This window comes from Cellulomonas sp. P4_H4 (assembly GCF_056400865.1).
In genome coordinates this window covers 411,955-433,871 of sequence record NZ_JBFUKL010000003.1, presented here as the reverse complement: position 1 = coordinate 433,871, position 21,917 = coordinate 411,955, and the positions used below count along the sequence as shown (strand labels likewise).

Genomic DNA, 21,917 nt, shown 5'->3' with positions numbered 1-21,917 from the left:
CCGCTCGTGTCTCCTTCGAATCGTGTGGTCAGTTGTGGGCGTGCAGCGGCTTGCCGGCGAGGGCGAGGTGCGCCTCTCCGAGGGCCTCGTTCTGCGTCGGGTGTGCGTGCACGAGCGACGCGACGTCCTCCGGGTAGGCCTCCCAGTTCACGATGAGCTGGCCCTCCCCGATGAGCTCTCCGACGCGCGCACCGATCATGTGGATGCCGACGACCGGGCCGTCCTTCTGCCGCACGAGCTTGACGAAGCCCTGCGTGCCGAGGATCTGGCTCTTGCCGTTGCCACCCAGGTTGTACTCGAGCGACTCGATGTTCTCGGCACCGTGCACCTCCTTGGCGCGCGCCTCCGTGAGGCCCACCGAGGCGACCTCGGGGTCGGAGTACGTCACGCGCGGGATGCCCGACTCGACGATCGTCGCGGGGTTGAGCCCGGCGATCTCCTCGGCCACGAAGATGCCCTGCGCGAACCCGCGGTGGGCGAGCTGCAGGCCGGGCACGATGTCGCCGACGGCGTAGATGTTGCCGACGCCGGTGTGCAGGCGGTCGTTCGTGATGACGAAGCCGCGGTCGAGGGTGATGCCCTGGTCCTCGTAGCCGAGGCCCGAGGTGCGCGGACCGCGGCCGACGGCGACGAGCAGCAGGTCGGCCTCGAACGTCTTGCCGTCCTCGAGCGTGACGCGGACCCCGTTGTCGTCCTGGGTCACGCCGGCGAACCGGACACCCAGGTTGAAGTTGATGCCGCGCTTGCGGAACTGGCGCTCGAACGCCTTGGAGAGCGCCTCGTCCTCGTTGGCGACGAGGTGTGGGAGCGCCTCGACGATCGTGACGTCGGCCCCGAAGGACTTCCAGACGGAGGCGAACTCCGAGCCGATGACGCCGCCGCCGAGGACGATCACGGACTTGGGCACCCAGTCGAGCTGGAGCGCCTGGTCGGACGTGATGACCCGGCCGCCGATCTCGAGACCGGGCAGCGTCCGGGCGTAGGAGCCGGTGCCGAGGACGATGTACTCGCCGGTGATGCGCTCACCGTTGACCTCGACCGTGTCCTTGCCGACGAGCCTGCCGTAGCCCTCGAAGACGGTGATCTTGCGGGACTTGATCAGTCCCTGCAGGCCCTTGTACAGACGACCGATCACGGTCGCCTTGTACTCGTTGACGCCGGCCATGTCGATCTTCTCGAGCGTGGTGTGGACGCCGAAGTGGGCGCCGTCGCGGGCGTTGTCGGCCAGCTCTGCGGCGTGCAGCAGAGCCTTGGTGGGGACGCAGCCCACGTGCAGGCAGGTTCCACCGACCTTGTCGGCCTCGATCAGTGCGACGGACTTGCCGAGCTGGGCTGCTCGGAGGGCAGCCGCGTAGCCGCCGCTGCCTCCGCCCAGGACGACGATGTCGAAAGCGGTGCCGGTGGTGTCGGCCACGTGCAGACTCCTCATACGCAGACGTGTGGTCTCGAGCTCGCCGACCATCTTGTCATCCCCGCAGGTCCGGAACGACCTGGACGACCGACACGCTCATGTGACACTCAGAACATTCGTCCCATGACCGATGTTTCGTCTCGTGCATCACAGGTTCCTACCGGTCTCGGAATGTACCCTCACGAGGCATGGGCCTGTTCTCGCGCCGGAAGCATCCGGCCGCCAACGACGCACCGACCGACCGCTCGGCGCGCGACGCCACGGTGGCGCACCTCAAGGAGTTCATCCTGACGCGCGTCGGGGTCGAGGCCTACGTCGAGCCGCGCACCAACTCGACGCCCACCACGGTCATGCTCGTCGCGACCGACGGTGAGTGGACCCGCCGGCGTGTCCCCGACGGCGAGGCGGCTGCCGAGATCGCGCGCGAGATGAACATCCCGATCTACGACGTCCAGCGCACCGGCTACCCGCAGCGCGTGCGCGACTACAACTCGCGGCAGCGCATCTCGAAGAAGCGCGCGAACGAGGTCTAGCCCCGTAGGGCCGGCACGGTCCGGAGCAGCTGGCCGGCGACGAGCTCGAACGGCTCCATCGACTGCTCGGCCCGGCTGACGACGACGGCGCCCTCGGACGCTGCCACGAGCGTCGCCGCGAAGCCCGCCGCGTCGTCGGCACCCATGCCGCCGTCGACGAACAGGTCCGCGAGCCGCATGCGCCACGACCGGAACACCTGGGCGACGTGTCCGAGCAGGTCGGGCGAGCCGGTCGAGACGGTGACTGCCAGGACGGCGCACCCCGCACGGAGCCCGGAACGGGACAGCACAGCGCGCCAGAGCCCGAGGAACGACTCGGTCACCTCCAGCGGCGACCGGCCCGCCCAGCTGTCGACGGCCTCCAGCGCGCGCGCGCCGGCGAGGTCGACGGCGGCCGCGAGCAGCTGGTCCTTGCCGTCGGGGAAGTGGTGGTAGATCGAGCCGCGCGGTGCACCGGTCAGCTCGAGCACGTCGGCGAACGACGTGCCCTGCGTGCCCTGGGTCGCCAGGAGCCGCACCGCCCCGTCGACCATCCGCGCCCTCGTCTCGCCTACCACTGGCCGCTCCCTTGACTATGACGATCGTCATAACTTACGTTCTATGTACATCATCATAGTCTGTCGCGACGAGGAGCCAGCCATGCCCATGATCGACGTCTACATGCCCGACGACCTCTTTCCGGCGGACGCGGACCGTCAGCTCGCCACCGACCTGACCTACGCGGTCCTGCGCGCCGAGGGCCACACCGAGCCCGTCATCGGTCCGTTCTTCACCGAGAACACGGCCGCCTTCGTGCACCGCCTGCCGCAGGTGACCACAGCGGCCGACCCTGCGGCGCGCGCCGTGCGCGTCCAGGTGATCACACCGCCGGACTCGCTCGACCGCGAGGGGCAGCGCGTGCTCACCCGCGAGGCCACCCGGATCGTCGCGGACCTCGCGGGCGAGGGCGTGCAGACGTGGGTCGTGATCACCGAGGCGGTCGAGGGCGGCTGGGGCCTGTTCGGCACAGCGTTCGGCAAGCCCGAGTTCGCCGCGCTGGCGGCGAAGGGAGCAGCGCGCGACGCGGGCTGAACCGCTACGCCGGCGGCGTCCGGCCCTCGATGAGGGTCAGCAGCGTGCGGACGCCGACGCCCGTGCCGCCGACCGGGGTGTACCCGTGGGCGGAGCGCTCGTTGAAGGCCGGTCCGGCGATGTCGAGGTGCGCCCACGGCGTCGAGCCGACGAACTCCTGCAGGAAGATCCCCGCGGTGAGCATGCCGCCGAACCGGTCGCTGATGTTGGCGATGTCGGCGACCTTCGACTTCAGCCCGGGGCGCAGGTCGGCGGGCAGCGGCATCGGCCAGAACTGCTCCCCGGAGGTGCTCGCGGCCTCGACGACCTCGGCACGCACGTCGTCTGTGCCCATGACCGCAGACACCCGGTTGCCGAGCGCGATCATCTGCGCACCCGTGAGCGTCGCGATGTCGATGACGACGTCGGGACTCTCCGCCACGGCCTCGACCAGGCCGTCGGCCATGACGAGCCGGCCCTCGGCGTCGGTGTTGAGCACCTCGACCGTCTTGCCGCCGCGGATCGTGATGACGTCGGACGGCCGCTGCGCCGTCCCGGACGGCATGTTCTCCGCGAGGCACAGCCACCCGGTGACCGCCACGGGCAGCTCGAGCTTCGCGGCCGCGACGACGACGTTGAGCACGGCGGCTGCGCCGGCCATGTCGGACTTCATCGCCTCCATGCCCGCGGCGGGCTTGATCGAGATGCCGCCGGAGTCGAACGTGATGCCCTTGCCGACGAGAGCGACCTTCCCCTTGGCGCGTGCGGGGGAGTAGGCCACCTTGACCAGACGCGGGCCGCGCGACGAGCCCTGGCCGACGCCGGTCAGCCCTCCGTACCCGCCGGCGAGCAGCGCCTTGTCGTCGATGACCGTCACACGCAGCCCCTTGGCGCCGGAGTCCTTCACGGCGGCCTTCGCCAGGTCGGCGAACGCGGCCGGGTAGAGGTCGTTCGGGGCGGTGTTCACGAGGTCGCGGGTGGCGTGCACCGCGGCGGCTACGACGGAGGCGCGGGCGACGGCGTCCTTGGCGGCGCGGTCGCGCGGGTGCTTGGTGATGATCTGGATCGTCGCGACAGGAGCCTTGGCGGTCGCGTTGTAGCGCGCGTACGAGTACGCACCGAGCAGCGCGCCCTCGGCGACGGCCGCCACGGCCTCGGCGTCGTCGGCAGGCAGTGCCAGTCCGACGTTCGCGGTGCCGACGAGCTCGCGCGTCGCGGCTCCCGCGGCCCGGCGCAGCGTCTCGGGCGTCAGGGCGCCGGAGCCGACGCCCGTGAGCACCAGGACCTCCGCCTTCAGGCCGGTACCGGGCAGCCGGCGGACCTCGTCGGCCGCGCCCGTGATACCGAGCGCGGACGCGCTGGAGGCGAGGAGGTTCCGCAGGTCCTTCGGCAGATCGTCCACCCCTAGGGCGACGGGCTTGCCGTCCTGCTGGGCGACCGCGATGACGAGGGCGTCGACGGCGAGGCGGGCAAGGTCCTGGGAGGTCAGCGTGACGGTCACGGTCCGACTATAGGTCGGCGCGCCGGTACGGTGGGGCATCGTGATCGTCCCCCTCGCCCTGCTCGTGGCCGCCCTGTGCGCCGGGCTGGCCGGCTGGGCCCTCTGGTTCGTCGTCAAGGACCGCGCCGTGATCCTGCGGCAGCTCTGGGGCGCCGCCGTGGTCGAGGCGGTGCTCGTCGTGCAGGCGCTCGTCGCCGGGGTGCTGGCCGCGACCGGCTCGCCTGACGTCGACGGGGTCCTGCTGTGGGGCTACGTGCTGACGCAGCTCGTGATCCTGCCCATCGCCGCTGCCTGGGCGTTCGCCGAGCGGACGCGCTGGAGCTCGGTGGTCCTGCTCGTCGCCGCGCTGACCGTGGCATTCCTCGAGCTCCGGCTCCTGCAGATCTGGGGGAACCTGTGACCGACGCCCGACCGACCGGTACGCGTTCGACAGCCAGCGGCCCGGGGCGCCTGCTCGTGGCGGTCTACGGGATCCTCGCGCTGGCCGCGACCGCCCGCGGCATCTACCAGGTGACCACGAAGCTCGACGAGGCCCCGGTCGCCTACGTGCTCTCGCTCGTCGCCGGCATCATCTACGTCGTCGCGACGCTGGCCCTGGCCAGGGACTGGCGGACGCTCGCCTGGTGGGCGGTGAGCATCGAGCTCGTCGGCGTCCTCACGGTCGGGATCCTGTCGCTCACCGTCGTCGACGACTTTCCCGACGAGACCGTCTGGTCGGCCTTCGGGCAGGGCTACGGCTACATCCCGGTGATCCTGCCGTTCCTGGGTCTGCTCTGGCTGTGGCGCACCGGCCGTGCCGAGCCCGTGTCGACCAACGCCTAGGGTTGAGAGCGTGTACCGCCTGCTCTTCGACGTCGTCTTCCGCCGCATGGACCCCGAGCGCGCTCACGAGGTCGCGTTCGCGCTGATCCGTGGTGTTGCGCGCGTCCCCCTGCTCGACGGGCTCGTCGCCCGGATGTTCGCCGCGCCGTCCGCGGGCGCTGTTCGTGTGTTCGGGCGCCAGTTCCCGTCCCGGTTCGGGCTCGCCGCCGGCTTCGACAAGAACGCCCTCGGCGTGGCGGGCCTGACGATGCTCGGCTTCGGGTTCGTCGAGGTCGGCACCGTGACCGCGCACCCGCAGACCGGGAACGAGCCGCCGCGTCTGTGGCGCGTGCTGGACCAGCGGGCGCTGCGCAACCGCATGGGCTTCAACAACGAGGGCTCCGCCGACGTGGCCGCGCGCCTGCGTCGGCTGCGCGCGACCCCGGCGGGCCGTCGGCTCGTGGTCGGCGTGAACATCGGCAAGACCAAGCTGACCCCGGCCGAGCAGGCTCCCGCCGACTACGCGACGAGCGCGGGCCGGCTCGCGCCGTTCGCCGACTACCTCGTGGTCAACGTGTCCTCGCCCAACACGCCCGGCCTGCGCGACCTGCAGTCTGTCGAGGCGCTGCGCCCGATCCTGGTGGCCACGCGCGTCGCGGCCGACGAGGCGACGGTGGCCGCCGGCAAGCCCGCTGTCCCGCTCCTGGTGAAGATCGCGCCGGACCTGTCCGACGCGGACGTCGACGCGGTGGCCGAGCTGGCCGCCGAGCTCGGTCTCGACGGGATCGTCGCGGTCAACACGACGATCGCGCACGACCTCGGGCCTGGCGGACTGTCAGGCCCGCCTGTGCTCGCGCGCGGGCTGGACGTCGTCGCCCGTCTGCGCAGCCGGCTCGGACCCGACGCGGTGATCATCGGCGTGGGTGGCATCACCACGCCCGCGGACGCACGTGAGTACGTCGCCGTCGGGGCGACCCTCGTGCAGGGGTACACCGGTCTGATCTACGAGGGACCTTTCTGGCCGTCGCGCATCAGCCGCGCCCTCGGCGCAGACGCGGCCCTGCGGTCGCCCGCGCAGCGGAAGGCGGTCGCGTGATGGTCCTGCGGCCGCAGTGGGAGTGGCGTTTCGACGGCCCCGACGCCGAGCCCGTGAGCACCCCGGTGAGTCCGGTGTTCACGACGCAGTACGACGCCGAGCAGTGGTTGGGCGAGCACTGGCGGACCCTTGCCGCGCAGAACGTGCACGCGGTCCGGCTCCTGCACGAGGGCACGCAGGCAACCCCCACGCTGACGCTTCCCTACACCTGAGTCGTCACACCATCGCGTGCACACGGGTCGGCCCGCTGGTCGACTCCGTGATGCCGAGGGTCGACCACGCGTCCGCGAGCCCGGCGACGCCACGGCGCATCTCGTCCGGCGTCGTCGTGAACGGCACCCGCAGGTTGTGCTCGAAGCTGCCGTCGACCCCGAACGCGGTTCCCGGCACGATCCGCACGCCGTGCCGCAGGGAGACCGCGGCGAGAGCGCTCGACACCGGCGCGCCCAGGTCGGCCCACAGCGACAGCCCACCTCGGGGGAGCTCGAAGCGCCACGACGGCAGCCGGTCCAGGAGCAGGCCTGCGAGGAGGTCGCGGCGCTCGCGCAGCACTGCGCGGCGACGGTCGAGCAGGTCGACGGGTCGGGCGAGCAGCTCGGCCACCACGAGCTGCTCGAGGACGGCCGAGCCGATGTCGACGCTCGCGCGCGCCGACGCGAGGCGGGAGACGAGGTCGGGGTGGCCCCGGACCCAGCCGACGCGCAGGCCGCCCCAGAACGACTTTGACGCCGAGCCGATCGAGACGACGAACGCGGAGCCGGTGCCGTCGCCGTAGAACGAGGAGGGGGCTGGCCCGTCCAGCGTCAGCTCGGTCATGACCTCGTCTCCGACCACGGTCGTGCGGTAGCGACGGGCCATGGCGCGCACCGCGGCGCGCTCGTCGTCGTCGAGCGACGTGCCGGTGGGGTTGCGGTGGTCGGGGATCAGGTAGACGAGCCGCGGGGCGACCTGCCGGATCGTCGACTCGAGCAGGTCGATGTCGAGCCCACGGCCGCCGGACGGCACGGGAACCGGACGGGCGCCGGCGCCGCGCACCACGTCGATCGCGTGCGGGTAGGTGGGGTGCTCGACGACGACACGGTCTCCGGGGCCCGCGTGCGCGTGCACGAGCAGGTGGATCGCCTGCTGGCCGCCCGTCGTCACGAGGATCTGGTCCGATGTCGTCGGAGTGCCGCGACGCGTGTACCAGGCCGCGATCGCCTCACGAAGGACAGGCAGCCCTTGCGGCGCGTAGCCGGTGCCGGAGAGGTGCCGAGGGAGCTCGTCGAGGGCGGCGAGGTAGGCACCGTGCAGGACCGAGGGTGCCGACGGAGCCGCCATGGACAGGTCGACGACGCCGGGCTCGTCGCTGTTCGGCTCGAACGTGCCGCGGTTGCCCTGACCGCTCCGCAGCGTGGTCACGGTGCCGGAGCCCTGGCGGCTGACGAGATAGCCCTCGTCGCGGAGCAGGCCGTAGGTGGCCGTGGTGGTGGTCCGCGAGACGCCGACCGAGTCGGCCAGCTCGCGCTCGCTCGGCAGGCGTGTGCTCAGGGGGACCGAGCCGGACAGGATCGCCGCGCGCAGGGCGTCGGCGAGCGCGACGTAGGAAGGCCCAGGGCGTTGCCAGGCGCCGAGGACGGAGCGGAGACGGTGACCGCTGATGCGGCGGTCGGTCGGCAGGTCACTCGTCGTCATGAAAGCCACTATGCCAGAAGTGGCTATGTTCTAAAAGGCCACTATGGCCTCATGGTTGGTGACCATGAGCATGTGGCTACTGATCTTGCTGACACTCCTGCTGACGACGACACTCGTCGTCGCGGTGGCTCGCGTCATCCGTCGCGACGGCCTGGGGCACCGGACCCCGCCTGCCTCGCGCTACGACTGGGCGGAGCGGACCACGTGGTGACCCGGAGAGCCGGACAGCTGCTCGTCGGGCTCGTGCTGTACGCGGCGTCGATCGCGATGGTCGTGCACGCCGATCTCGGGTCGATGCCGTGGGACGTGCTGACGCAGGGCATCGTGCTGCACACGGGGCTGTCGTTCGGCGTCGTGACCCTGATCACGGGCCTCGTCGTCCTCATGTGCTGGATCCCGTTGCGGCAGCGACCGGGTATCGGGACCGTGGCCAACGTCGCGGTGATCAGCCTGCTCGTCGACCCGTTCTTCGCGCTGCTCGACCTCCTGCCCGACCCGATGCCGCTCGGCGCCCGCATCGGGCTCGCAGCGGCCGGCATCGTCCTCAACGGCCTGGCGACGGGTCTCTACGTCGGTGCGCGCCTCGGTCCCGGGCCTCGCGACGGGCTCATGACGGGTCTCGTCGCGCGGACGGGTTGGTCGATCCGGCTGGTCCGGACCGCGATCGAGGCCACCGTGATCACGGCGGGCTGGATCCTGGGTGGCACGTTCGGTCCGGCGACGATCGCCTACGCGCTCGCGATCGGCCCGCTCGTGCACGTCTTTCTTCCGCGCTTCACCGTCCGGACGGCCGTCCCCGTCCAGGAGCCGGCCGTCCAGACGGTGTGAGTCAGCGTGCGCCCGGAGCGTTCCGGGCCGTCTCGGCCGGGTCGTCGACGACCGAGTCGCCGAGGATCGTGTCGATCCGGGCGAGCAGCTCGGCCGGGATCACCACGCCGGACGCCTTGACGTTCTCGGTGACCTGCTCCGGACGGGACGCGCCGATGATCGCGGCCGCCACGTTCTGGTTCTGCAGCACCCACGCCACGGCCAGCTGCGCGAGCGACAGACCGAGCTCGTCGGCGACCGGGCGAAGGTCCTGCACGCGCTGCAGGATCTCGGGACTCTCCAGGAAGCGCCCGATGAACCGCGCACCGCCCTTCTCGTCGGTCGCTCGCGAGCCGGCGGGCACGGGCTGCCCGGGCAGGTACTTGCCGGTCAGCACGCCCTGAGCGACTGGGGACCACACGATCTGCGACAGCCCGAGCTCCTGGGACGTCGGGACGACCTCGCCCTCGATGACGCGCCAGAGCGCCGAGTACTGCGGCTGGTTCGAGATCAGGTGGATGCCGAGCTCCTGCGCGAGCGCGTGACCCGCGCGGATCTGGTCCGCGGTCCACTCGCTGACGCCGATGTACAGGGCCTTGCCCGACCGCACGACGTCCGCGAACGCCTGCATCGTCTCTTCGAGAGGCGTCGACTCGTCGTACCGGTGCGCCTGGTAGAGGTCGACGTAGTCGGTCTGCAGGCGCTGCAGCGAGCCGTCGATGGACTCGAGGATGTGCTTGCGCGAGAGGCCCGAGTCGTTGGCCCCGCCGGGGCCGGTCGGCCAGTAGACCTTCGTGAAGATCTCGAGCCCCGCGCGGCGTTCGCCCTTGAGGGCCTCGCCGAGGACGGTCTCCGCCTTGGTGTTGGCGTAGACGTCGGCGGTGTCGAAGCTCGTGATGCCGGCGTCGAGCGCGGCGCGGACACAGGCCTTGGCCGTGTCGTTCTCCACCTGCGAGCCGTGCGTGAGCCAGTTGCCGTAGGTGATCTCGGTGATCTTGAGGCCGGAGCGGCCGAGGAAGCGGTAGGAAACCATGCCTCGACCTTATGCGTCAGCGGGGACGCCTCGTGCGTCAGCTGGGACGCTGGCCGTGCTTCACCTGCGGCTTGGGCAGGCGGCTGCGGCGGATCTGCAGCGACCGGCTCACCGTGTAGAACGCGGCACCCTTGAGCTGGACGTCGGCACCGAACTTGGCCCGCAGACGCTTCTTGACGCTCAGCCACAGCAGGAAGCAGTCGAGCGAGAACGCGACGATGAACAGGAACAGCACGTTGATCGCCATCTCGCCGATGATGGTCTTGGCGAACATGAGCTGCACGATGAACAGGACGATCGCGACCGGGATCATGAACTCGCCGAGGTTCCACCGCGCGTCGACCGCGTCACGCATGAACCGGCGCTGCGGTCCACGGTCACGCGCCGGCATGTTCTTCTCGTCGCCGGTCTGCATGGCCTTGAGCTCGAGGTCGCGCTGCGTGCGTGCCTTGCTGGAGTCTGCCTTGCGCGCGGACTTGCGGTCCGTGTTCACGAGCGGACGCTTGTTCGCGGCCTCGGCATCCTTGCGCTTCGGCGTCGGCCGCCCCTTGCCGACCGGGGTCGACGAAGGGTCCTCGGAGAGGGCGGGCTGCGGGTCGTTGCGTCCGGGCACGGCTCCAGGATAGTCGAGTAGCGTGCTTGACCGTGACCGACGTGAACTCTGCACCTGACGACCGGACCGAGGCGCTGCGGCGTCGCACGATCGACCTCTTCGGCGCCCTGCGCGCTGATCTCGAGGCCCTCGTACGGATACCCAGCGTGTCGAACGCCGAGTTCGACCAGGCGCACGTCGCCGCGAGCGCCGACGCCGTGGTCGCCCTCCTGCGGGGCGTGGGCTTCGACGACGTCCAGGTGCTGCGCGTCGACGGGGGAGCGCCCGCGGTCGTCGGCCGACGTCCGGCACCCGCCGGTGCTCCGACGGTGCTGCTCTACGCGCACCACGACGTCCAGCCGCCCGGTGACGACGCGGACTGGCTGAGCTCGCCGTTCGTGCCCACCGAGCGCGACGGCCGTCTCTACGGACGCGGCGCAGCCGACGACAAGGCGGGGATCGTCGCGCACGTCGGCGCGCTGCGCGTGCTCGGCGACGAGCTAGGCGTCGGTGTGACGGTGTTCGTCGAGGGGGAGGAGGAGATCGGGTCGCCGACGTTCCTGCCGTTCCTCACCGCCCACCGTGACCTGCTCGCCGCGGACGTCATCGTCGTCGCCGACTCGACCAACTGGGCTGTCGGCGTGCCCGGACTGACCACGTCCCTGCGCGGTCTCGTCGACTGCGTCGTCGAGGTCGCCGTGCTCGACCACGCCGTGCACTCCGGGATGTTCGGTGGCGCGGTGCTCGACGCCCCGACGCTCCTGGCGCGCCTGATCACGACGCTGCACGACGACGCCGGCGACGTCGCCGTCGAGGGCCTGGTGCACGCACCGGACCCGACGGTCGACTACGACGAGGCCGCGTTCCGCGCCGACGCAGGCGTGCTCGACGGTGTGCGGCTCGCGGGTACCGGCCCGATCACGGCGCGACTGTGGACGCGGCCGGCGATCGGCGTCATCGGCTTGGACGCCCCGCGCGTCGCGAGCGCCTCGAACACCATCACGCCTCGTGCGTCGGCCAAGCTCTCCGTGCGCCTGGCGCCCGGCCAGGACCCCGCCGCGGCGATGACCGCGCTGCGTACCCACCTGCTCGGGCACGCGCCGTTCGGCGCTCACGTCACGGTCACCGACGGCGAGGCGGGCAAGCCGTTCCAGGCACCCACCGACTCGCCCGCGATGCAGGCCGCTCGCTGGGCGTTCGCGCAGTCGTGGGGAACGGCGCCGGTGGACATCGGCGTCGGCGGCTCGATCCCGTTCATCGCGGACCTGCTCGACGTGTTCCCGGACGCGTCGATCCTGGTCACGGGTGTCGAGGACCCGGACAGCCGCGCGCACGGCGCCAACGAGTCGGTGCATCTGGGCGAGCTGGTGAACGTGGTGCTGGCCGAGGCGCTCCTGCTCGAGAGGCTCGCTCAGGGCTGACCGGCATGCCGGGAGCGCGGCGCGGCCGCAGCGACGCCGAACGTGAGCGCCTCCTCCAGGTCGCCGCACGGCACCCAGGGGACGGTGCGGGCCATCGGCCCATCCCAGCACCGGGGGCGCTGCTACATGTCGCGGCGGACGACCGTGACGTGGTGCTCGACGGTCGGGAACGGGTCGTAGAAGTGGTGCAGGAGGTCGCGCCACCGCTCGTACTGGGGCGATCCACGGAAGCCGACGGTGTGCGACTCCACCGAGTCCCAGCCGATCAGCAGCAGGTACGTGTCCGGGCTCTCGATGCTTCGTGAGACGTGCACGCCCCGGAAGCCGGGGATCGACTCCACGAGCGGCAGCGCGGCTGCGAGCGCCTCCTCGAACGCGGCGTGCTCACCGGGGCGGACCGGCAGGAGGGCGTGCTCGAGGACCGGGGCGGAGAGCAGGTCCGTCATACCGGGGGCTGCGGGTCGTACTGGATGCCGCGGCGGACGTCGCGGGCGACCTCGACGGACTCGAGGCGTGCGACGAGGTGCAGGGCCATGTCGATCCCGGCGGACACGCCCGCCGACGTGACGAGGTCGCCGTCGTCGACGAACCGGGACTCGGTGTCGGCCAGGACGTCGGGCTCGAGCTCGAGGAGCTCGTCGAACGCGGACCAGTGCGTGGTCGCCGGCCGACCGTTGAGCAGCCCGGCCGCCGCGTACACGAGCGCTCCCGTGCAGACGCTCACGAACAGGGGAGTCGTCGCGCGCATCTCGTGGACCCAGGCCAGGTGCTGGGGCTCCCGCAGCAGGATCCGCGTGCCGTGGCCGCCGGGGTAGACGAGCACGTGCAACGGTCCGACGTCCGCGGCCGACGTGTCGGGGACGAGTCGCAGGCCCTTGGCGCACCGGATGCCGCCGCCGTCCTGCGAGAACGTCACGACCTCGGGGTGCAGGTCGGAGGTCTGGGCCCAGAAGGTGAGCACCTCGTAGGGTCCGACGACGTCGAGCTCCTCGGCGCCGTCGAAGACGAAGATCCCGACGCGCAGGCCGTTCCCGGTGGACATCTCAGTACCCGGGCAGGGCGAGCATCTGGTCGAGCGCGACTCGCGCCCAGTGCGCGACGTCCGGGTCCACGACGATCTGGTTGACGGCACGACCCGCGACGAGCGACTCCATCGCCCAGACCAGGTGCGGCAGGTCGATGCGGTTCATCGTCGAGCAGAAGCAGACGGTCGAGTCGAGGTAGTGGACGTTCTTGTCCGGGTGCGCAGCCGCGATCCGTCGGACCAGGTTCAGCTCGGTGCCGATGGCCCACGACGAGCCCGGCTCGGCAGCGTCGAGCGCCTTGATGATGTACTCCGTCGAGCCCACCATGTCCGCGGCCGTGACCACCTCGTGCTTGCACTCGGGGTGCACGAGAACCGTGACGTCGGGCACCGCCGCGCGGATGTCGGTGACGTTCCGCTCCGAGAAGCGGCCGTGCACCGAGCAGTGGCCGCGCCAGAGGATCATCCGCGCGTCGCGCAGCTGCTGGGTGGTCAGCCCACCGCCGGGCTTGCGGGGGTCGAAGACCACGCAGTCGTCCAGCGACAGACCCAGCTGCAGCACCGCGGTGTTGCGCCCGAGGTGCTGGTCGGGCATGAACAGCACCTTGCCCTTCCTGGTGCCGGCGCCTTCTACCCCGCCCACCTGGTCGAACGCCCATCGCAGCGCGACGTGCGCGTTGGAGGAGGTGCAGATGGTGCCGCCGTGGCGTCCGGTGAACGCCTTGATCGCCGCCGTCGAGTTCATGTACGTGACCGGGACCGTGTCGTCGGCGACGCCTGCGTCGACGAGCACGTCCCACGCGTCCTCGACCTGGTCGATCGCCGCCATGTCCGCCATGGAGCAGCCCGCCGCGAGGTCGGGGAGGATCACCTGCTGGTGGTCCGAGGTCAGGATGTCCGCGGACTCGGCCATGAAGTGCACGCCGCAGAAGATGATGAACTCGGCCTCGGGCCGTGCGGCGGCCTCACGCGCGAGCTTGAACGAGTCGCCCGTGACGTCGGCGAAGTCGATGACCTCGTCGCGCTGGTAGTGGTGGCCGAGCACGAACGCGCGGGTGCCGAGCGCCGCGCGGGCGACCCGGGCGCGCTCGACGAGGTCGGGGTCGCTGGCTGCGGGAAGGTCACCGACGCACTCGACTCCGCGTTCGGAGGCGAGGTCGATGCCGCGCCCGAGCAGCAGCAGCGCCGACGGAGCCGGCTCGGAAAAGGTGCTGCGATCCGTGGTCACGCTCACGCGCCGATCCTCGCACACGGTTCGGGAGGTCGGTCAGGCGTGTCACGATGCACCGCGTGCGCGTCCTCATCGCCCCCGACAGCTTCGGCTCGAGCCTGACGGCCGACGAGGCTGCAGACACGATCGCCGGTGCCTGGCGCGACGTCGCGCCGCAGGACGAGGTCCTGACGTGTCCGTTGTCCGACGGGGGCCCAGGGTTCGTCGCCACGCTGCACCGCGCGCTGGGCGGCGATCTCGTCCCCGTCACGGTGACGTCGCCGATCGGCGAGCAGGTCCCGGTCGTCTTCCTCCTCGTCGGGACCACGGCCTATCTGGAGTCCGCGCAGGCGATCGGCCTGCCCCTCGTCCCGCCGGACCGCCGCAACCCCGACATCACCACGACGACCGGCGTGGGCGAGCTCGTCGCGGCGGCCCTGGGTGCGGGAGCGACGCGCGTCGTGGTCGGCCTCGGAGGCTCGGCGACGAACGACGCCGGTGCGGGCGCGTTGGTCGGGCTGGCGGAGGCGCTGGGTGTCACGGGGCTGTCCCGCGCGACGCTGGCGCACGGCGGCGGTGTTCTCGGCGCGGCGTCCGAGGAGGACCTCGCGGGCCTGCGCGAGCTCCGCGACCGGCTCCGGAGCGTGGAGCTCGTCGTGGCGACCGACGTGGACGTGCCCCTGCTCGGGCTCCAGGGAGCGAGCGCGGGATTCGCGCCGCAGAAGGGCGCGACTCCGGAGCAGGCGCAGGCGCTCGAGCGTGCACTGAGCGACTTCGCGCACACCGCCACCGCCGCTCTCGGCGACGCCTTGCGCCCCGACCTGATGGCCGGCGCGCGTGCCACCTCTGCGACGACGCGTCTGACGACGACTCCCGGAGCGGGGGCCGCTGGCGGTCTGGGTTTCGGTCTGGCGCTCGTCGGCGGACGTCTGGTGCCGGGATCCGGGTTCGTCGCGGAGGCCGTGGGGCTCGACGCACGGATCGCCGACGCCGACGTCGTCGTGACCGGCGAAGGGCGCTTCGACTGGCAGTCGCTGCACGGCAAGGCGGCGTCCGAGGTGGCGGCGCGGGCGCTCGCGTACGGGGTCCCGACGATCGTGGTTGCAGGCGAGGTGCTGGTCGGCCGACGCGAGCTCTCGGCAGCAGGGATCACGGCCGCCTACGCGGTCGGCGAGACGCCCGATGCGGTCCGCGCGGCTCTGGCGGCTCCGGCGCAGACGCTCGCGGCACGCACGACCCGGGTCGCGCGGACATGGTCGAGGTAGCCCCGCGACACGGTGCGACGCACGGCACACCGACGAACGTGCGGCGGAGACGTACCCTGGAGGGGAACAACCCGGCGCCTGGTGCTGTTGGCAGTGTCGAGCAGACGTGAGCACCGTCCCGTGAGCCCACAGGAGAGACTATGAGCGAGACCACGCAGCAGACCACGACGCACGGCGTCCTCCTCACCGACGTCGCCGCCGGCAAGGTCCGCAGCCTCCTGGAGCAGGAGGGCCGTGACGACCTGCGTCTGCGCGTCGCCGTCCAGCCCGGTGGCTGCTCCGGCCTGATCTACCAGCTGTACTTCGACGAGCGCGTGCTCGACGGCGACGCCTTGAAGGACTACGACGGCGTCGAGGTCGTCGTGGACCGCATGAGCGTCCCGTACCTCGAGGGCGCGACGATCGACTTCGCCGACACGATCGAGAAGCAGGGCTTCACGATCGACAACCCGAACGCGGGCAGCGCCTGCGCGTGCGGCGGCTCGTTCAGCTGATCGTTCGAGTTCAGCTGATCGTTCGATGAGTAGGGCCCCGGCGTCTGCCGGGGCCCTTTCTCATGCGCTCGTTCGCACCGTCAGAGCATGGACGCCGTCCTGCTCGGTCGCCTCGACCATGACGTGCCCTCGCATCCGGGCCCACGCCGGCACGTCGTGCACCGCGGCCGGGTCGGTCGCGAGCACCGTGAGCGTGCTGCCCGGGGGCGCGTCCTTCGCGGCACGAGCGAGGCGGATCACGGGCGCCGGGCAGCGCAGCCCGCGGGCGTCGACGACGATCACAGCGCGCCGACGCCCCAGTCCGCGCGCACCCTCGCGACGACCCCCGGCAGCTCGGCCAGGAACCGGTCCACGTCCGCGGCGAGCACGCCCCGCGGCAGCGCCAGGCGGATGTTCCCGTGGGTCAGCGCGCCCATCGCCGCCAGCACATGGCTCGGCTCGAGCGCGCTGGAGGTGCACGCCGAACCGGACCCGACCGCGAACCCGCGGGCGTCCAACGCACCGAGCAGCGCCTCACCCTCGACGTAGAGGCACGAGAACGTCAGCACGTGGGGGAGGCGGTCGACGGGGTCGCCCACGACGTCGACGTCCGGGATCTCGGCAGCGACGCGGCTGCGCACCAGGTCGACGAGCGTGCGTCGCTCGGCCGCCCGCGGCGACGCGACGGCCACCTGGAGCGCCACCGCAGCCGAGAGCGCTGCGGGGACGCTCACGCCGCCCGGGAACCAGCGGTCCTCGTCGTCCGGCCAGTCGGGGGAGCGTCGGACCCCTGCACGTGTGACGAGCACACCGATCCCGGCGGGACCGCCCCAGTCGCCCGCGTCCGCGGCGAGCACGTCCCAGTCCGAGCCCACGTCCGCGTGGCCGAGGCTGGCGCCGGCGTCCACCAGCAGAGGAACACCGGCCGCCCGGGCTGCGTCGTGCACCTGTGCGACGGGCTGCAGCGTCCCCACCTCTCCGTTCGCGTGCTGGAGGGCTGCCAGAGCGGTGCCGGGGCGGGCGACGGCGGCGACGAACGCGTCCGGGTCGACCCGCCCGGTCGCGTCGACGGGCACGGTCACCCGGTGTCCGGCGAAGTCGGCGGCGTTGAGCACCGCCGCCCGTTCGACGGCGCCGACGACGATGTCCGATCCCGCGCGCCGACGTCCGCGCGCGACCGACCGGACAGCCGCATGCAGTGCTGCCGTGTGCGACGGCGCGAGGTCGACGTCCTGCGTCCGGGCGCCGACGACGGCCGCGATGGCCTCACGCGCGCCGTCGAGCAGCATCCGGGCGCGCCGGCCCTCGGCGTGCAGGCGACGCGGGTCCGCCCACCCCTGGTCCAGGGCCTCCACGAAGGCGGTCCGCGCCTCGGCGATCAGCGGGGCGCGCCCGCCTGCGTCGAGCACGACCCGACGAGCAGTGGCGTCGGTCACAGCCGGCGCTCGGACTGCTGCGGCGGTCTCAGGTTCGCCAGACGTACTCACGGACGCACCGTAACCCCGGTTGGCCCGTGACCAGGCGGGAGACCGAACGCCTAAGCGGGGGAGCGTGCCGCGCCCGCGACTGGTCAGACTGCGCGCAACGTGACGAAGATGGTGCTGACACGGCGTCGTCAAGAGGTGTCGCCAGCACGAAACGAGCGGCCTGGGGCGCTAGGCTGCACGAGTCGAGGACGAAGGTCCCGGATGACGCCCCTGCACCGTGGGAGCGCCGGCGGGACGCGAGTGAGAGGTCCCCCCGTTGCACCCGGACACCCCCCGTCGCAAGCGGCGGCCAGCGCTGGTCATTGCTGGACTGCTTGCCGTCGTCGTCGTAGCCCTGAGCGGATGTTCCGCCGAGGTGCAGCGCGGCTGGCTCCCTGGCTCGTCTGAGCACGAGATCACCGACCAGACCGGTCGGGTCACCAACCTGTGGGTCGGGTCCTGGATCGCGGCGCTCATCGTCGGCGTCATCACCTGGGGCCTGATCCTGTGGTGCGTCACCGTCTACCGGAAGCGCAAGGCGGACGACACCCTGCCTGTGCAGCTTCGGTACCACGTGCCGCTCGAGCTGATGTACGTGATCCTGCCGATCATCATGGTCGGCGTCCTCTTCTACTACACGAACCGCGACACCAGCGCGATCGTGGACACGTCGGCCGAGACCCAGAACCACGTGCAGGTCATCGGCAAGCAGTGGAGCTGGGACTTCAACTACCTCGACGACGACGCGTACGAGACCGGGCAGCACGCGCAGGACGTCGGCAGCGCCGGCACCGGTGTGCTGAAGGACCAGGTCACGCTGTGGCTGCCGGTGAACGAGTCCGTGGAGTTCACGCTGAACTCGCGCGACGTCATCCACTCGTTCTGGGTGCCCTCGTTCCTGATGAAGATGGACATGATCCCGGGCAAGACGAACTCCTTCCAGATCACGCCGCAGGTCGAGGGCGAGTACCTGGGCAAGTGCGCCGAGCTCTGCGGCGAGTACCACTCCTCGATGCTGTTCAACGTCAAGGTGGTCTCGCGCGAGGAGTACGACGCGCACATCGAGGAGCTCAAGGAGAAGGGCCAGGAGGGCTCGCTCGGACTCGAGTACAGCCGCCTGCAGGACACCGCGCCCGACGTGGCGAAGGAAGGCGAGAACTGATGGCCGCCGTCGCGGAGCACATCCCCGGTCTGGCGCCGCAGCGACAGACTCTCGGCCGCACGGTGATCAAGTGGATCACCTCGACCGACCACAAGACCATCGGGTACCTCTACCTGATCACGTCGTTCGTCTGGTTCGCGATCGGCGGCACGCTCGCGCTCCTGATCCGCGCCGAGCTCTTCGACCCGGGCATGCAGGTGTTCCAGTCGAAGGAGCAGTACAACCAGGCGTTCACGATGCACGGCACGATCATGCTGCTGCTGTTCGCGACGCCACTGTTCGCCGGCTTCGCGAACGTCATCATGCCGCTGCAGATCGGCGCGCCCGACGTCGCGTTCCCGCGGCTCAACATGCTCGCGTACTGGTTCTTCTTCTTCGGTGGCACGATCGCCGGTGCCGGGTTCTTCACGCCGCAGGGCGCCGCCTCGTTCGGCTGGTTCGCGTACGCGCCGCTGTCCAACACCGTGTACTCACCAGGGCTCGGGGGAGACCTCTGGGTCTTCGGACTGGCCCTCGCCGGCTTCGGCACGATCCTCGGTGCGGTCAACTTCATCACCACGATCGTCACCATGCGTGCCCCCGGAATGACGATGTTCCGGATGCCGATCTTCACCTGGAACACCCTGGTGACGTCGTTGCTCGTGCTGATGGCCTTCCCCCCGCTGGCCGCCGCGCTGTTCGCGCTCGGTGCGGACCGGAGGTTCGGTGCCCAGGTGTTCAACCCCGAGAACGGCGGCGCCATCCTCTGGCAGCACCTGTTCTGGTTCTTCGGGCACCCCGAGGTCTACATCATCGCGCTGCCGTTCTTCGGCATCATCACCGAGATCCTGCCGGTGTTCAGCCGCAAGCCGATCTTCGGTTACCGAGGACTCGTCTACGCGACGATCGCCATCGCCGCGCTGTCGGTGACCGTGTGGGCCCACCACATGTACGTCACGGGCTCGGTCCTGCTGCCGTTCTTCGCGTTCATGACGATGCTCATCGCCGTGCCCACCGGTGTGAAGTTCTTCAACTGGATCGGCACGATGTGGCGCGGCAAGCTGACGTTCGAGACACCCATGCTCTGGACCATCGGCTTCCTGGTCACGTTCCTCTTCGGTGGTCTGACCGGCATCATCCTGTCCAGCCCGGCGCTCGACTTCTCGCTGTCGGACTCGTACTTCGTCGTCGCGCACTTCCACTACGTCGTGTTCGGCACCGTGGTGTTCGCCATGTTCGCCGGGTTCTACTTCTGGTGGCCCAAGATGACCGGCCGGATGCTCGACGAGCGCCTGGGCAAGGTCCACTTCTGGATGCTGTTCATCGGCTTCCACACCACGTTCCTGATCCAGCACTGGCTCGGCGTCAAGGGCATGCCCCGTCGGTACGCCGACTACTCGCCGGATGACGGCTTCACGATCATGAACCAGGTCTCCACGATCGGTGCCGTGATCCTCGCGGCCTCGACCCTGCCGTTCCTCTGGAACGTCTACACGACGTGGCGCAACGCCCCGCTCGTGACGGTCGACGACCCGTGGGGCTACGGCTCCTCGCTCGAGTGGGCCACCAGCTGCCCGCCCCCGCGGCACAACTTCACGTCGCTGCCGCGCATCCGCTCGGAGCGCCCGGCGTTCGACCTGCACCACCCCGAGGTCGCGGCGATGGACTTCGTCGAGCCCAACCCCGGTCCGCTCGACTGGGAGGCAGATCGCCGCGGCGAGACGGCTCTCGGCGTGGACCGCGTGGTGAACGGCACCGGTGAGCCGGAGCAGTCGACCACCACGATCGTCGAGGAACGCCCCATCACGAACACGGACACGGAGGACGAGCGGTGAAGCTCGAGACCAAGCTCTTCCTCTACGGGGTCCTGTTCTTCGTCCCAGTCGGTCTGATCTACGCCTGGTGGAGCGACGGCGAGGCTGTCGGAACAGTCGGCATCCCGCTCGTCGGCGGGCTCGTCGGCATGATCGGCGCCTACTTCGCGCTGCTTTCCCGTCGCATCGACGACCGTCCTGAGGACGACCCCGACGGTGAGATCGAGCAGGGTGCCGGCGACCAGGGTGTGTACAGCCCGTGGAGCTGGTGGCCCTTGGTGCTCGGCGTTGCGGCCGCGATCACGTTCGCGGGCATGGCGGTCGGCTTCTGGCTCTCGTACATCGGGGTCGCGCTCGGGATCATCGGGCTCGTCGGCTGGGTGTTCGAGTTCTCCCGCGGGCAGCACGCGCACTGACAAAACACACGGGGGTTCTCACCCCTGTGACCAGCACGATCGCGCTGCTAGCGTCGGACGCATGAGGAAACCGCGCGCCACCCTGGTACGAATCGTTCTCCTCGTCGCGATGGGCGGTGCGGTCCTTGCCGCCTGTTCCAGCGGCGAAGACACCTCCGGAACTGCCCTCGAGTCCAGCGATGTCACTGGGACGTGGTCGCAGGCGGAATCTGAGCCCTTGGTCGACCTCGAGCTCGTCGAGGACGGCAGCGTCAGCGGCAGCGACGGATGCAACCAGCTGACCGGCACGTGGAAGATCGACGGCTCCGAGGTCCAGTTCGGTCCGTTCGCCGCGACCATGATGGCGTGCGAGAACGTCGACACCTGGCTGTCGGCGGCCACCTCGGCCACGGTCGACGGCGAGGAGATGACGGTGTTCGACGACAAGGGCAAGGAGATCGGCGTCCTGATCAAGGCGTGACGCCCGAACGATGAAAGGCCCGCACTCAGCGACGAGTGCGGGCCTTTCGGCGTCCTGCGGGGCGTGCGGCGGGTCAGACGGCCACGATCAGTCCGGCGGTCTGGGTCCGTGCGCGATCGAAGCGCGCGGCAGCGTCGGCCCAGTTGACGATGTTCCACCACGCCTTGACGTAGTCGGCCTTGACGTTGACGTAGTCCAGGTAGAAGGCGTGCTCCCACATGTCGAGCACGACCACCGGGACGAGGCCGAGAGCGATGTTGCTCTGCTGGTCGTAGAGCTGCACGATGACGAGCTTCTGACCGATCGAGTCCCACGCGAGGATCGACCAGCCGGAGCCCTGGATGCCGAGCGCGTTCGCGGCGAAGTGCTTCTGGAAGGCCTCGAACGAGCCGAAGAACTCGTCGACCGCCGCACCGAGATCACCGGTGGGCTTGTCGCCGCCCTCGGGGGAGAGGTTCTGCCAGAACACGGAGTGGTTGACGTGGCCACCGAGGTTGAACGCGAGGTTCTTCTCGTGCAGGTTCACCGCGGCGAAGTCGTCGGAGGCACGGGCCGCGGCGAGCTTCTCGAGCGCGGTGTTGGCGCCGGCGACGTAGGCCGCGTGGTGCTTGTCATGGTGCAGCTCCATGATTCGCCCGGAGATGTGCGGCTCGAGTGCCGCGTAGTCGTAGGGCAGATCCGGAAGCGAGTAGTCAGCCATGCGTGAGTACCTCTCCTGCGTCGGTTCGA

The 21,917-nt window shown here is 70.6% G+C and carries 27 protein-coding genes; 15 read left to right on the top strand and 12 right to left on the bottom strand.

Translation table 11 applies throughout. The features are described 5' to 3' along the window. Positions 1 to 28: 28 nt before the first annotated feature. On the bottom strand, positions 29 to 1,414 hold the full coding sequence (gene lpdA, locus AC1DPN_RS12100; protein WP_477084985.1) for a dihydrolipoyl dehydrogenase: 1,386 nt from the start codon (positions 1,412 to 1,414) through the stop codon (positions 29 to 31). Positions 1,415 to 1,599: 185 nt separating this feature from the next. Here lpdA and AC1DPN_RS12095 point away from each other — a divergent pair, with 185 nt between their 5' ends. Next, positions 1,600 to 1,944 carry an oxidoreductase gene (locus AC1DPN_RS12095; RefSeq protein WP_477084984.1) on the top strand — a complete coding sequence of 115 codons (345 nt, stop codon included), beginning with the start codon at positions 1,600 to 1,602 and terminating at the stop codon, positions 1,942 to 1,944. On the opposite strand, the gene AC1DPN_RS12090 is transcribed toward AC1DPN_RS12095, so the two are convergent. Further along, positions 1,941 to 2,477 (bottom strand): TetR/AcrR family transcriptional regulator, encoded by a 537-nt coding sequence (locus AC1DPN_RS12090; protein ID WP_477084983.1) that lies wholly within the window; start codon positions 2,475 to 2,477, stop codon positions 1,941 to 1,943. The genes AC1DPN_RS12095 and AC1DPN_RS12090 overlap by 4 nt on opposite strands. A 106-nt stretch (positions 2,478 to 2,583) precedes the next feature. Here AC1DPN_RS12090 and AC1DPN_RS12085 point away from each other — a divergent pair, with 106 nt between their 5' ends. Further along, positions 2,584 to 3,015 (top strand): hypothetical protein, encoded by a 432-nt coding sequence (locus tag AC1DPN_RS12085; RefSeq protein ID WP_477084982.1) that lies wholly within the window; start codon positions 2,584 to 2,586, stop codon positions 3,013 to 3,015. A 4-nt stretch (positions 3,016 to 3,019) separates the two neighbouring features. Here the strand turns inward: AC1DPN_RS12085 and AC1DPN_RS12080 are convergent, their stop codons facing one another. After that, positions 3,020 to 4,534, bottom strand: a complete 1,515-nt coding sequence (locus tag AC1DPN_RS12080) for a leucyl aminopeptidase (protein ID WP_477084981.1) — start codon at positions 4,532 to 4,534, stop codon at positions 3,020 to 3,022. 1 nt (position 4,535) lies between these two features. Between AC1DPN_RS12080 and AC1DPN_RS12075 the strand changes: the two genes are divergently transcribed. From AC1DPN_RS12075 to AC1DPN_RS12060, 4 genes are read left to right on the top strand one after another with little or no spacing between them, the layout of a single operon-like run. Then, the gene (locus tag AC1DPN_RS12075; protein WP_477084980.1) at positions 4,536 to 4,895 is read left to right on the top strand and encodes a hypothetical protein; all 360 of its coding nucleotides are present in this window, start codon (positions 4,536 to 4,538) and stop codon (positions 4,893 to 4,895) included. Continuing rightward, positions 4,892 to 5,317, top strand: coding sequence for a hypothetical protein (locus AC1DPN_RS12070; protein WP_477084979.1), 426 nt, complete (start codon positions 4,892 to 4,894; stop codon positions 5,315 to 5,317). The genes AC1DPN_RS12075 and AC1DPN_RS12070 overlap by 4 nt, the downstream gene beginning before the upstream one ends. 10 nt (positions 5,318 to 5,327) lie before the next feature. Continuing rightward, positions 5,328 to 6,392, top strand: coding sequence for a quinone-dependent dihydroorotate dehydrogenase (locus tag AC1DPN_RS12065; RefSeq protein WP_477084978.1), 1,065 nt, complete (start codon positions 5,328 to 5,330; stop codon positions 6,390 to 6,392). Beyond that, on the top strand, positions 6,392 to 6,604 hold the full coding sequence (locus tag AC1DPN_RS12060; protein ID WP_477085208.1) for a hypothetical protein: 213 nt from the start codon (positions 6,392 to 6,394) through the stop codon (positions 6,602 to 6,604). Before AC1DPN_RS12065 ends, AC1DPN_RS12060 begins: the two co-directional genes overlap by 1 nt. A gap of 4 nt (positions 6,605 to 6,608) precedes the next feature. On the opposite strand, the gene yczR is transcribed toward AC1DPN_RS12060, so the two are convergent. Next, positions 6,609 to 8,066, bottom strand: a complete 1,458-nt coding sequence (yczR, locus tag AC1DPN_RS12055) for a MocR-like transcription factor YczR (RefSeq protein ID WP_477084977.1) — start codon at positions 8,064 to 8,066, stop codon at positions 6,609 to 6,611. Positions 8,067 to 8,130: 64 nt separating this feature from the next. Here yczR and AC1DPN_RS12050 point away from each other — a divergent pair, with 64 nt between their 5' ends. Together AC1DPN_RS12050 and yczE are read left to right on the top strand one after the other, a co-directional pair. Beyond that, positions 8,131 to 8,277: a hypothetical protein gene (locus AC1DPN_RS12050; RefSeq protein ID WP_477084976.1), complete on the top strand. Its 147-nt coding sequence runs from the start codon at positions 8,131 to 8,133 to the stop codon at positions 8,275 to 8,277. Continuing rightward, positions 8,274 to 8,894 carry a membrane protein YczE gene (gene yczE / locus AC1DPN_RS12045; protein WP_477084975.1) on the top strand — a complete coding sequence of 207 codons (621 nt, stop codon included), beginning with the start codon at positions 8,274 to 8,276 and terminating at the stop codon, positions 8,892 to 8,894. Before AC1DPN_RS12050 ends, yczE begins: the two co-directional genes overlap by 4 nt. Position 8,895: 1 nt before the next feature. On the opposite strand, the gene AC1DPN_RS12040 is transcribed toward yczE, so the two are convergent. Further along, entirely contained in the window at positions 8,896 to 9,906 is a 1,011-nt protein-coding gene (locus AC1DPN_RS12040) for an aldo/keto reductase family protein (protein ID WP_477084974.1), read from the bottom strand. Positions 9,907 to 9,943: 37 nt separating this feature from the next. Continuing rightward, positions 9,944 to 10,519 (bottom strand): DUF3043 domain-containing protein, encoded by a 576-nt coding sequence (locus AC1DPN_RS12035; protein ID WP_477084973.1) that lies wholly within the window; start codon positions 10,517 to 10,519, stop codon positions 9,944 to 9,946. 41 nt (positions 10,520 to 10,560) lie between these two features. Here AC1DPN_RS12035 and AC1DPN_RS12030 point away from each other — a divergent pair, with 41 nt between their 5' ends. After that, the gene (locus AC1DPN_RS12030; protein ID WP_477084972.1) at positions 10,561 to 11,919 is read left to right on the top strand and encodes a M20/M25/M40 family metallo-hydrolase; all 1,359 of its coding nucleotides are present in this window, start codon (positions 10,561 to 10,563) and stop codon (positions 11,917 to 11,919) included. Between the two features lie 122 nt (positions 11,920 to 12,041). Here the strand turns inward: AC1DPN_RS12030 and AC1DPN_RS12025 are convergent, their stop codons facing one another. The 3 genes from AC1DPN_RS12025 to nadA are packed head-to-tail and all read right to left on the bottom strand — an operon-like array spanning position 12,042 to position 14,171. Next, entirely contained in the window at positions 12,042 to 12,365 is a 324-nt protein-coding gene (locus AC1DPN_RS12025; protein ID WP_477084971.1) for an antibiotic biosynthesis monooxygenase family protein, read from the bottom strand. After that, positions 12,362 to 12,961, bottom strand: coding sequence for a DJ-1/PfpI family protein (locus tag AC1DPN_RS12020; RefSeq protein ID WP_477084970.1), 600 nt, complete (start codon positions 12,959 to 12,961; stop codon positions 12,362 to 12,364). Before AC1DPN_RS12020 ends, AC1DPN_RS12025 begins: the two co-directional genes overlap by 4 nt. Position 12,962: 1 nt before the next feature. Next, positions 12,963 to 14,171 carry a quinolinate synthase NadA gene (nadA, locus tag AC1DPN_RS12015; protein ID WP_477085207.1) on the bottom strand — a complete coding sequence of 403 codons (1,209 nt, stop codon included), beginning with the start codon at positions 14,169 to 14,171 and terminating at the stop codon, positions 12,963 to 12,965. 53 nt (positions 14,172 to 14,224) lie between these two features. Between nadA and AC1DPN_RS12010 the strand changes: the two genes are divergently transcribed. Continuing rightward, a complete protein-coding gene (locus tag AC1DPN_RS12010; RefSeq protein ID WP_477084969.1) occupies positions 14,225 to 15,418 on the top strand; it encodes a glycerate kinase family protein in 1,194 nt (397 codons plus the stop codon). Positions 15,419 to 15,558: 140 nt separating this feature from the next. Next, positions 15,559 to 15,912 (top strand): iron-sulfur cluster insertion protein ErpA, encoded by a 354-nt coding sequence (gene erpA / locus AC1DPN_RS12005; RefSeq protein WP_477084968.1) that lies wholly within the window; start codon positions 15,559 to 15,561, stop codon positions 15,910 to 15,912. Positions 15,913 to 15,972: 60 nt separating this feature from the next. Here erpA and AC1DPN_RS12000 read toward each other — a convergent pair whose 3' ends face one another. Together AC1DPN_RS12000 and AC1DPN_RS11995 are read right to left on the bottom strand one after the other, a co-directional pair. Next, positions 15,973 to 16,191 (bottom strand): sulfurtransferase TusA family protein, encoded by a 219-nt coding sequence (locus AC1DPN_RS12000; RefSeq protein ID WP_477085206.1) that lies wholly within the window; start codon positions 16,189 to 16,191, stop codon positions 15,973 to 15,975. After that, entirely contained in the window at positions 16,191 to 17,378 is a 1,188-nt protein-coding gene (locus AC1DPN_RS11995) for a cysteine desulfurase family protein (protein WP_477084967.1), read from the bottom strand. The genes AC1DPN_RS12000 and AC1DPN_RS11995 overlap by 1 nt, the downstream gene beginning before the upstream one ends. 256 nt (positions 17,379 to 17,634) lie before the next feature. Here AC1DPN_RS11995 and ctaC point away from each other — a divergent pair, with 256 nt between their 5' ends. The 4 genes from ctaC (at position 17,635) to AC1DPN_RS11975 (ending at position 21,188) form a co-directional block, all read left to right on the top strand. Then, positions 17,635 to 18,519 (top strand): aa3-type cytochrome oxidase subunit II, encoded by an 885-nt coding sequence (gene ctaC, locus AC1DPN_RS11990; protein ID WP_477084966.1) that lies wholly within the window; start codon positions 17,635 to 17,637, stop codon positions 18,517 to 18,519. Next, on the top strand, positions 18,519 to 20,333 hold the full coding sequence (ctaD, locus tag AC1DPN_RS11985; RefSeq protein WP_477084965.1) for an aa3-type cytochrome oxidase subunit I: 1,815 nt from the start codon (positions 18,519 to 18,521) through the stop codon (positions 20,331 to 20,333). The genes ctaC and ctaD overlap by 1 nt, the downstream gene beginning before the upstream one ends. Then, complete coding sequence (locus AC1DPN_RS11980) at positions 20,330 to 20,728, top strand: cytochrome c oxidase subunit 4 (protein ID WP_477084964.1); 399 nt, start codon at positions 20,330 to 20,332, stop codon at positions 20,726 to 20,728. The genes ctaD and AC1DPN_RS11980 overlap by 4 nt, the downstream gene beginning before the upstream one ends. 61 nt (positions 20,729 to 20,789) lie before the next feature. Next, positions 20,790 to 21,188, top strand: a complete 399-nt coding sequence (locus AC1DPN_RS11975; protein WP_477084963.1) for an META domain-containing protein — start codon at positions 20,790 to 20,792, stop codon at positions 21,186 to 21,188. 73 nt (positions 21,189 to 21,261) lie between these two features. Here AC1DPN_RS11975 and AC1DPN_RS11970 read toward each other — a convergent pair whose 3' ends face one another. Next, positions 21,262 to 21,888 (bottom strand): superoxide dismutase, encoded by a 627-nt coding sequence (locus AC1DPN_RS11970; RefSeq protein WP_477084962.1) that lies wholly within the window; start codon positions 21,886 to 21,888, stop codon positions 21,262 to 21,264. Between the last annotated feature and the right edge of the window lie 29 nt (positions 21,889 to 21,917).

Excerpts from the sequence above, each read along its gene's own strand:
- AC1DPN_RS12095 (WP_477084984.1), top strand. The coding sequence starts at position 1,600 with ATGGGCCTGTTCTCGCGCCGGAAGCATCCGGCCGCCAACGACGCACCG.
- AC1DPN_RS12090 (WP_477084983.1), bottom strand. The coding sequence starts at position 2,477 with ATGGTCGACGGGGCGGTGCGGCTCCTGGCGACCCAGGGCACGCAGGGC.
- AC1DPN_RS12085 (WP_477084982.1), top strand. The coding sequence starts at position 2,584 with ATGCCCATGATCGACGTCTACATGCCCGACGACCTCTTTCCGGCGGAC.
- AC1DPN_RS12080 (WP_477084981.1), bottom strand. The coding sequence starts at position 4,534 with ATGCCCCACCGTACCGGCGCGCCGACCTATAGTCGGACCGTGACCGTC.
- AC1DPN_RS12060 (WP_477085208.1), top strand. The coding sequence starts at position 6,392 with ATGGTCCTGCGGCCGCAGTGGGAGTGGCGTTTCGACGGCCCCGACGCC.
- yczR (WP_477084977.1), bottom strand. The coding sequence starts at position 8,066 with ATGACGACGAGTGACCTGCCGACCGACCGCCGCATCAGCGGTCACCGT.
- AC1DPN_RS12050 (WP_477084976.1), top strand. The coding sequence starts at position 8,131 with ATGAGCATGTGGCTACTGATCTTGCTGACACTCCTGCTGACGACGACA.
- AC1DPN_RS12040 (WP_477084974.1), bottom strand. The coding sequence starts at position 9,906 with ATGGTTTCCTACCGCTTCCTCGGCCGCTCCGGCCTCAAGATCACCGAG.
- AC1DPN_RS12025 (WP_477084971.1), bottom strand. The coding sequence starts at position 12,365 with ATGACGGACCTGCTCTCCGCCCCGGTCCTCGAGCACGCCCTCCTGCCG.
- AC1DPN_RS12020 (WP_477084970.1), bottom strand. The coding sequence starts at position 12,961 with ATGTCCACCGGGAACGGCCTGCGCGTCGGGATCTTCGTCTTCGACGGC.
- AC1DPN_RS12010 (WP_477084969.1), top strand. The coding sequence starts at position 14,225 with ATGCACCGCGTGCGCGTCCTCATCGCCCCCGACAGCTTCGGCTCGAGC.
- erpA (WP_477084968.1), top strand. The coding sequence starts at position 15,559 with ATGAGCGAGACCACGCAGCAGACCACGACGCACGGCGTCCTCCTCACC.
- ctaD (WP_477084965.1), top strand. The coding sequence starts at position 18,519 with ATGGCCGCCGTCGCGGAGCACATCCCCGGTCTGGCGCCGCAGCGACAG.
- AC1DPN_RS11975 (WP_477084963.1), top strand. The coding sequence starts at position 20,790 with ATGAGGAAACCGCGCGCCACCCTGGTACGAATCGTTCTCCTCGTCGCG.
- AC1DPN_RS11970 (WP_477084962.1), bottom strand. The coding sequence starts at position 21,888 with ATGGCTGACTACTCGCTTCCGGATCTGCCCTACGACTACGCGGCACTC.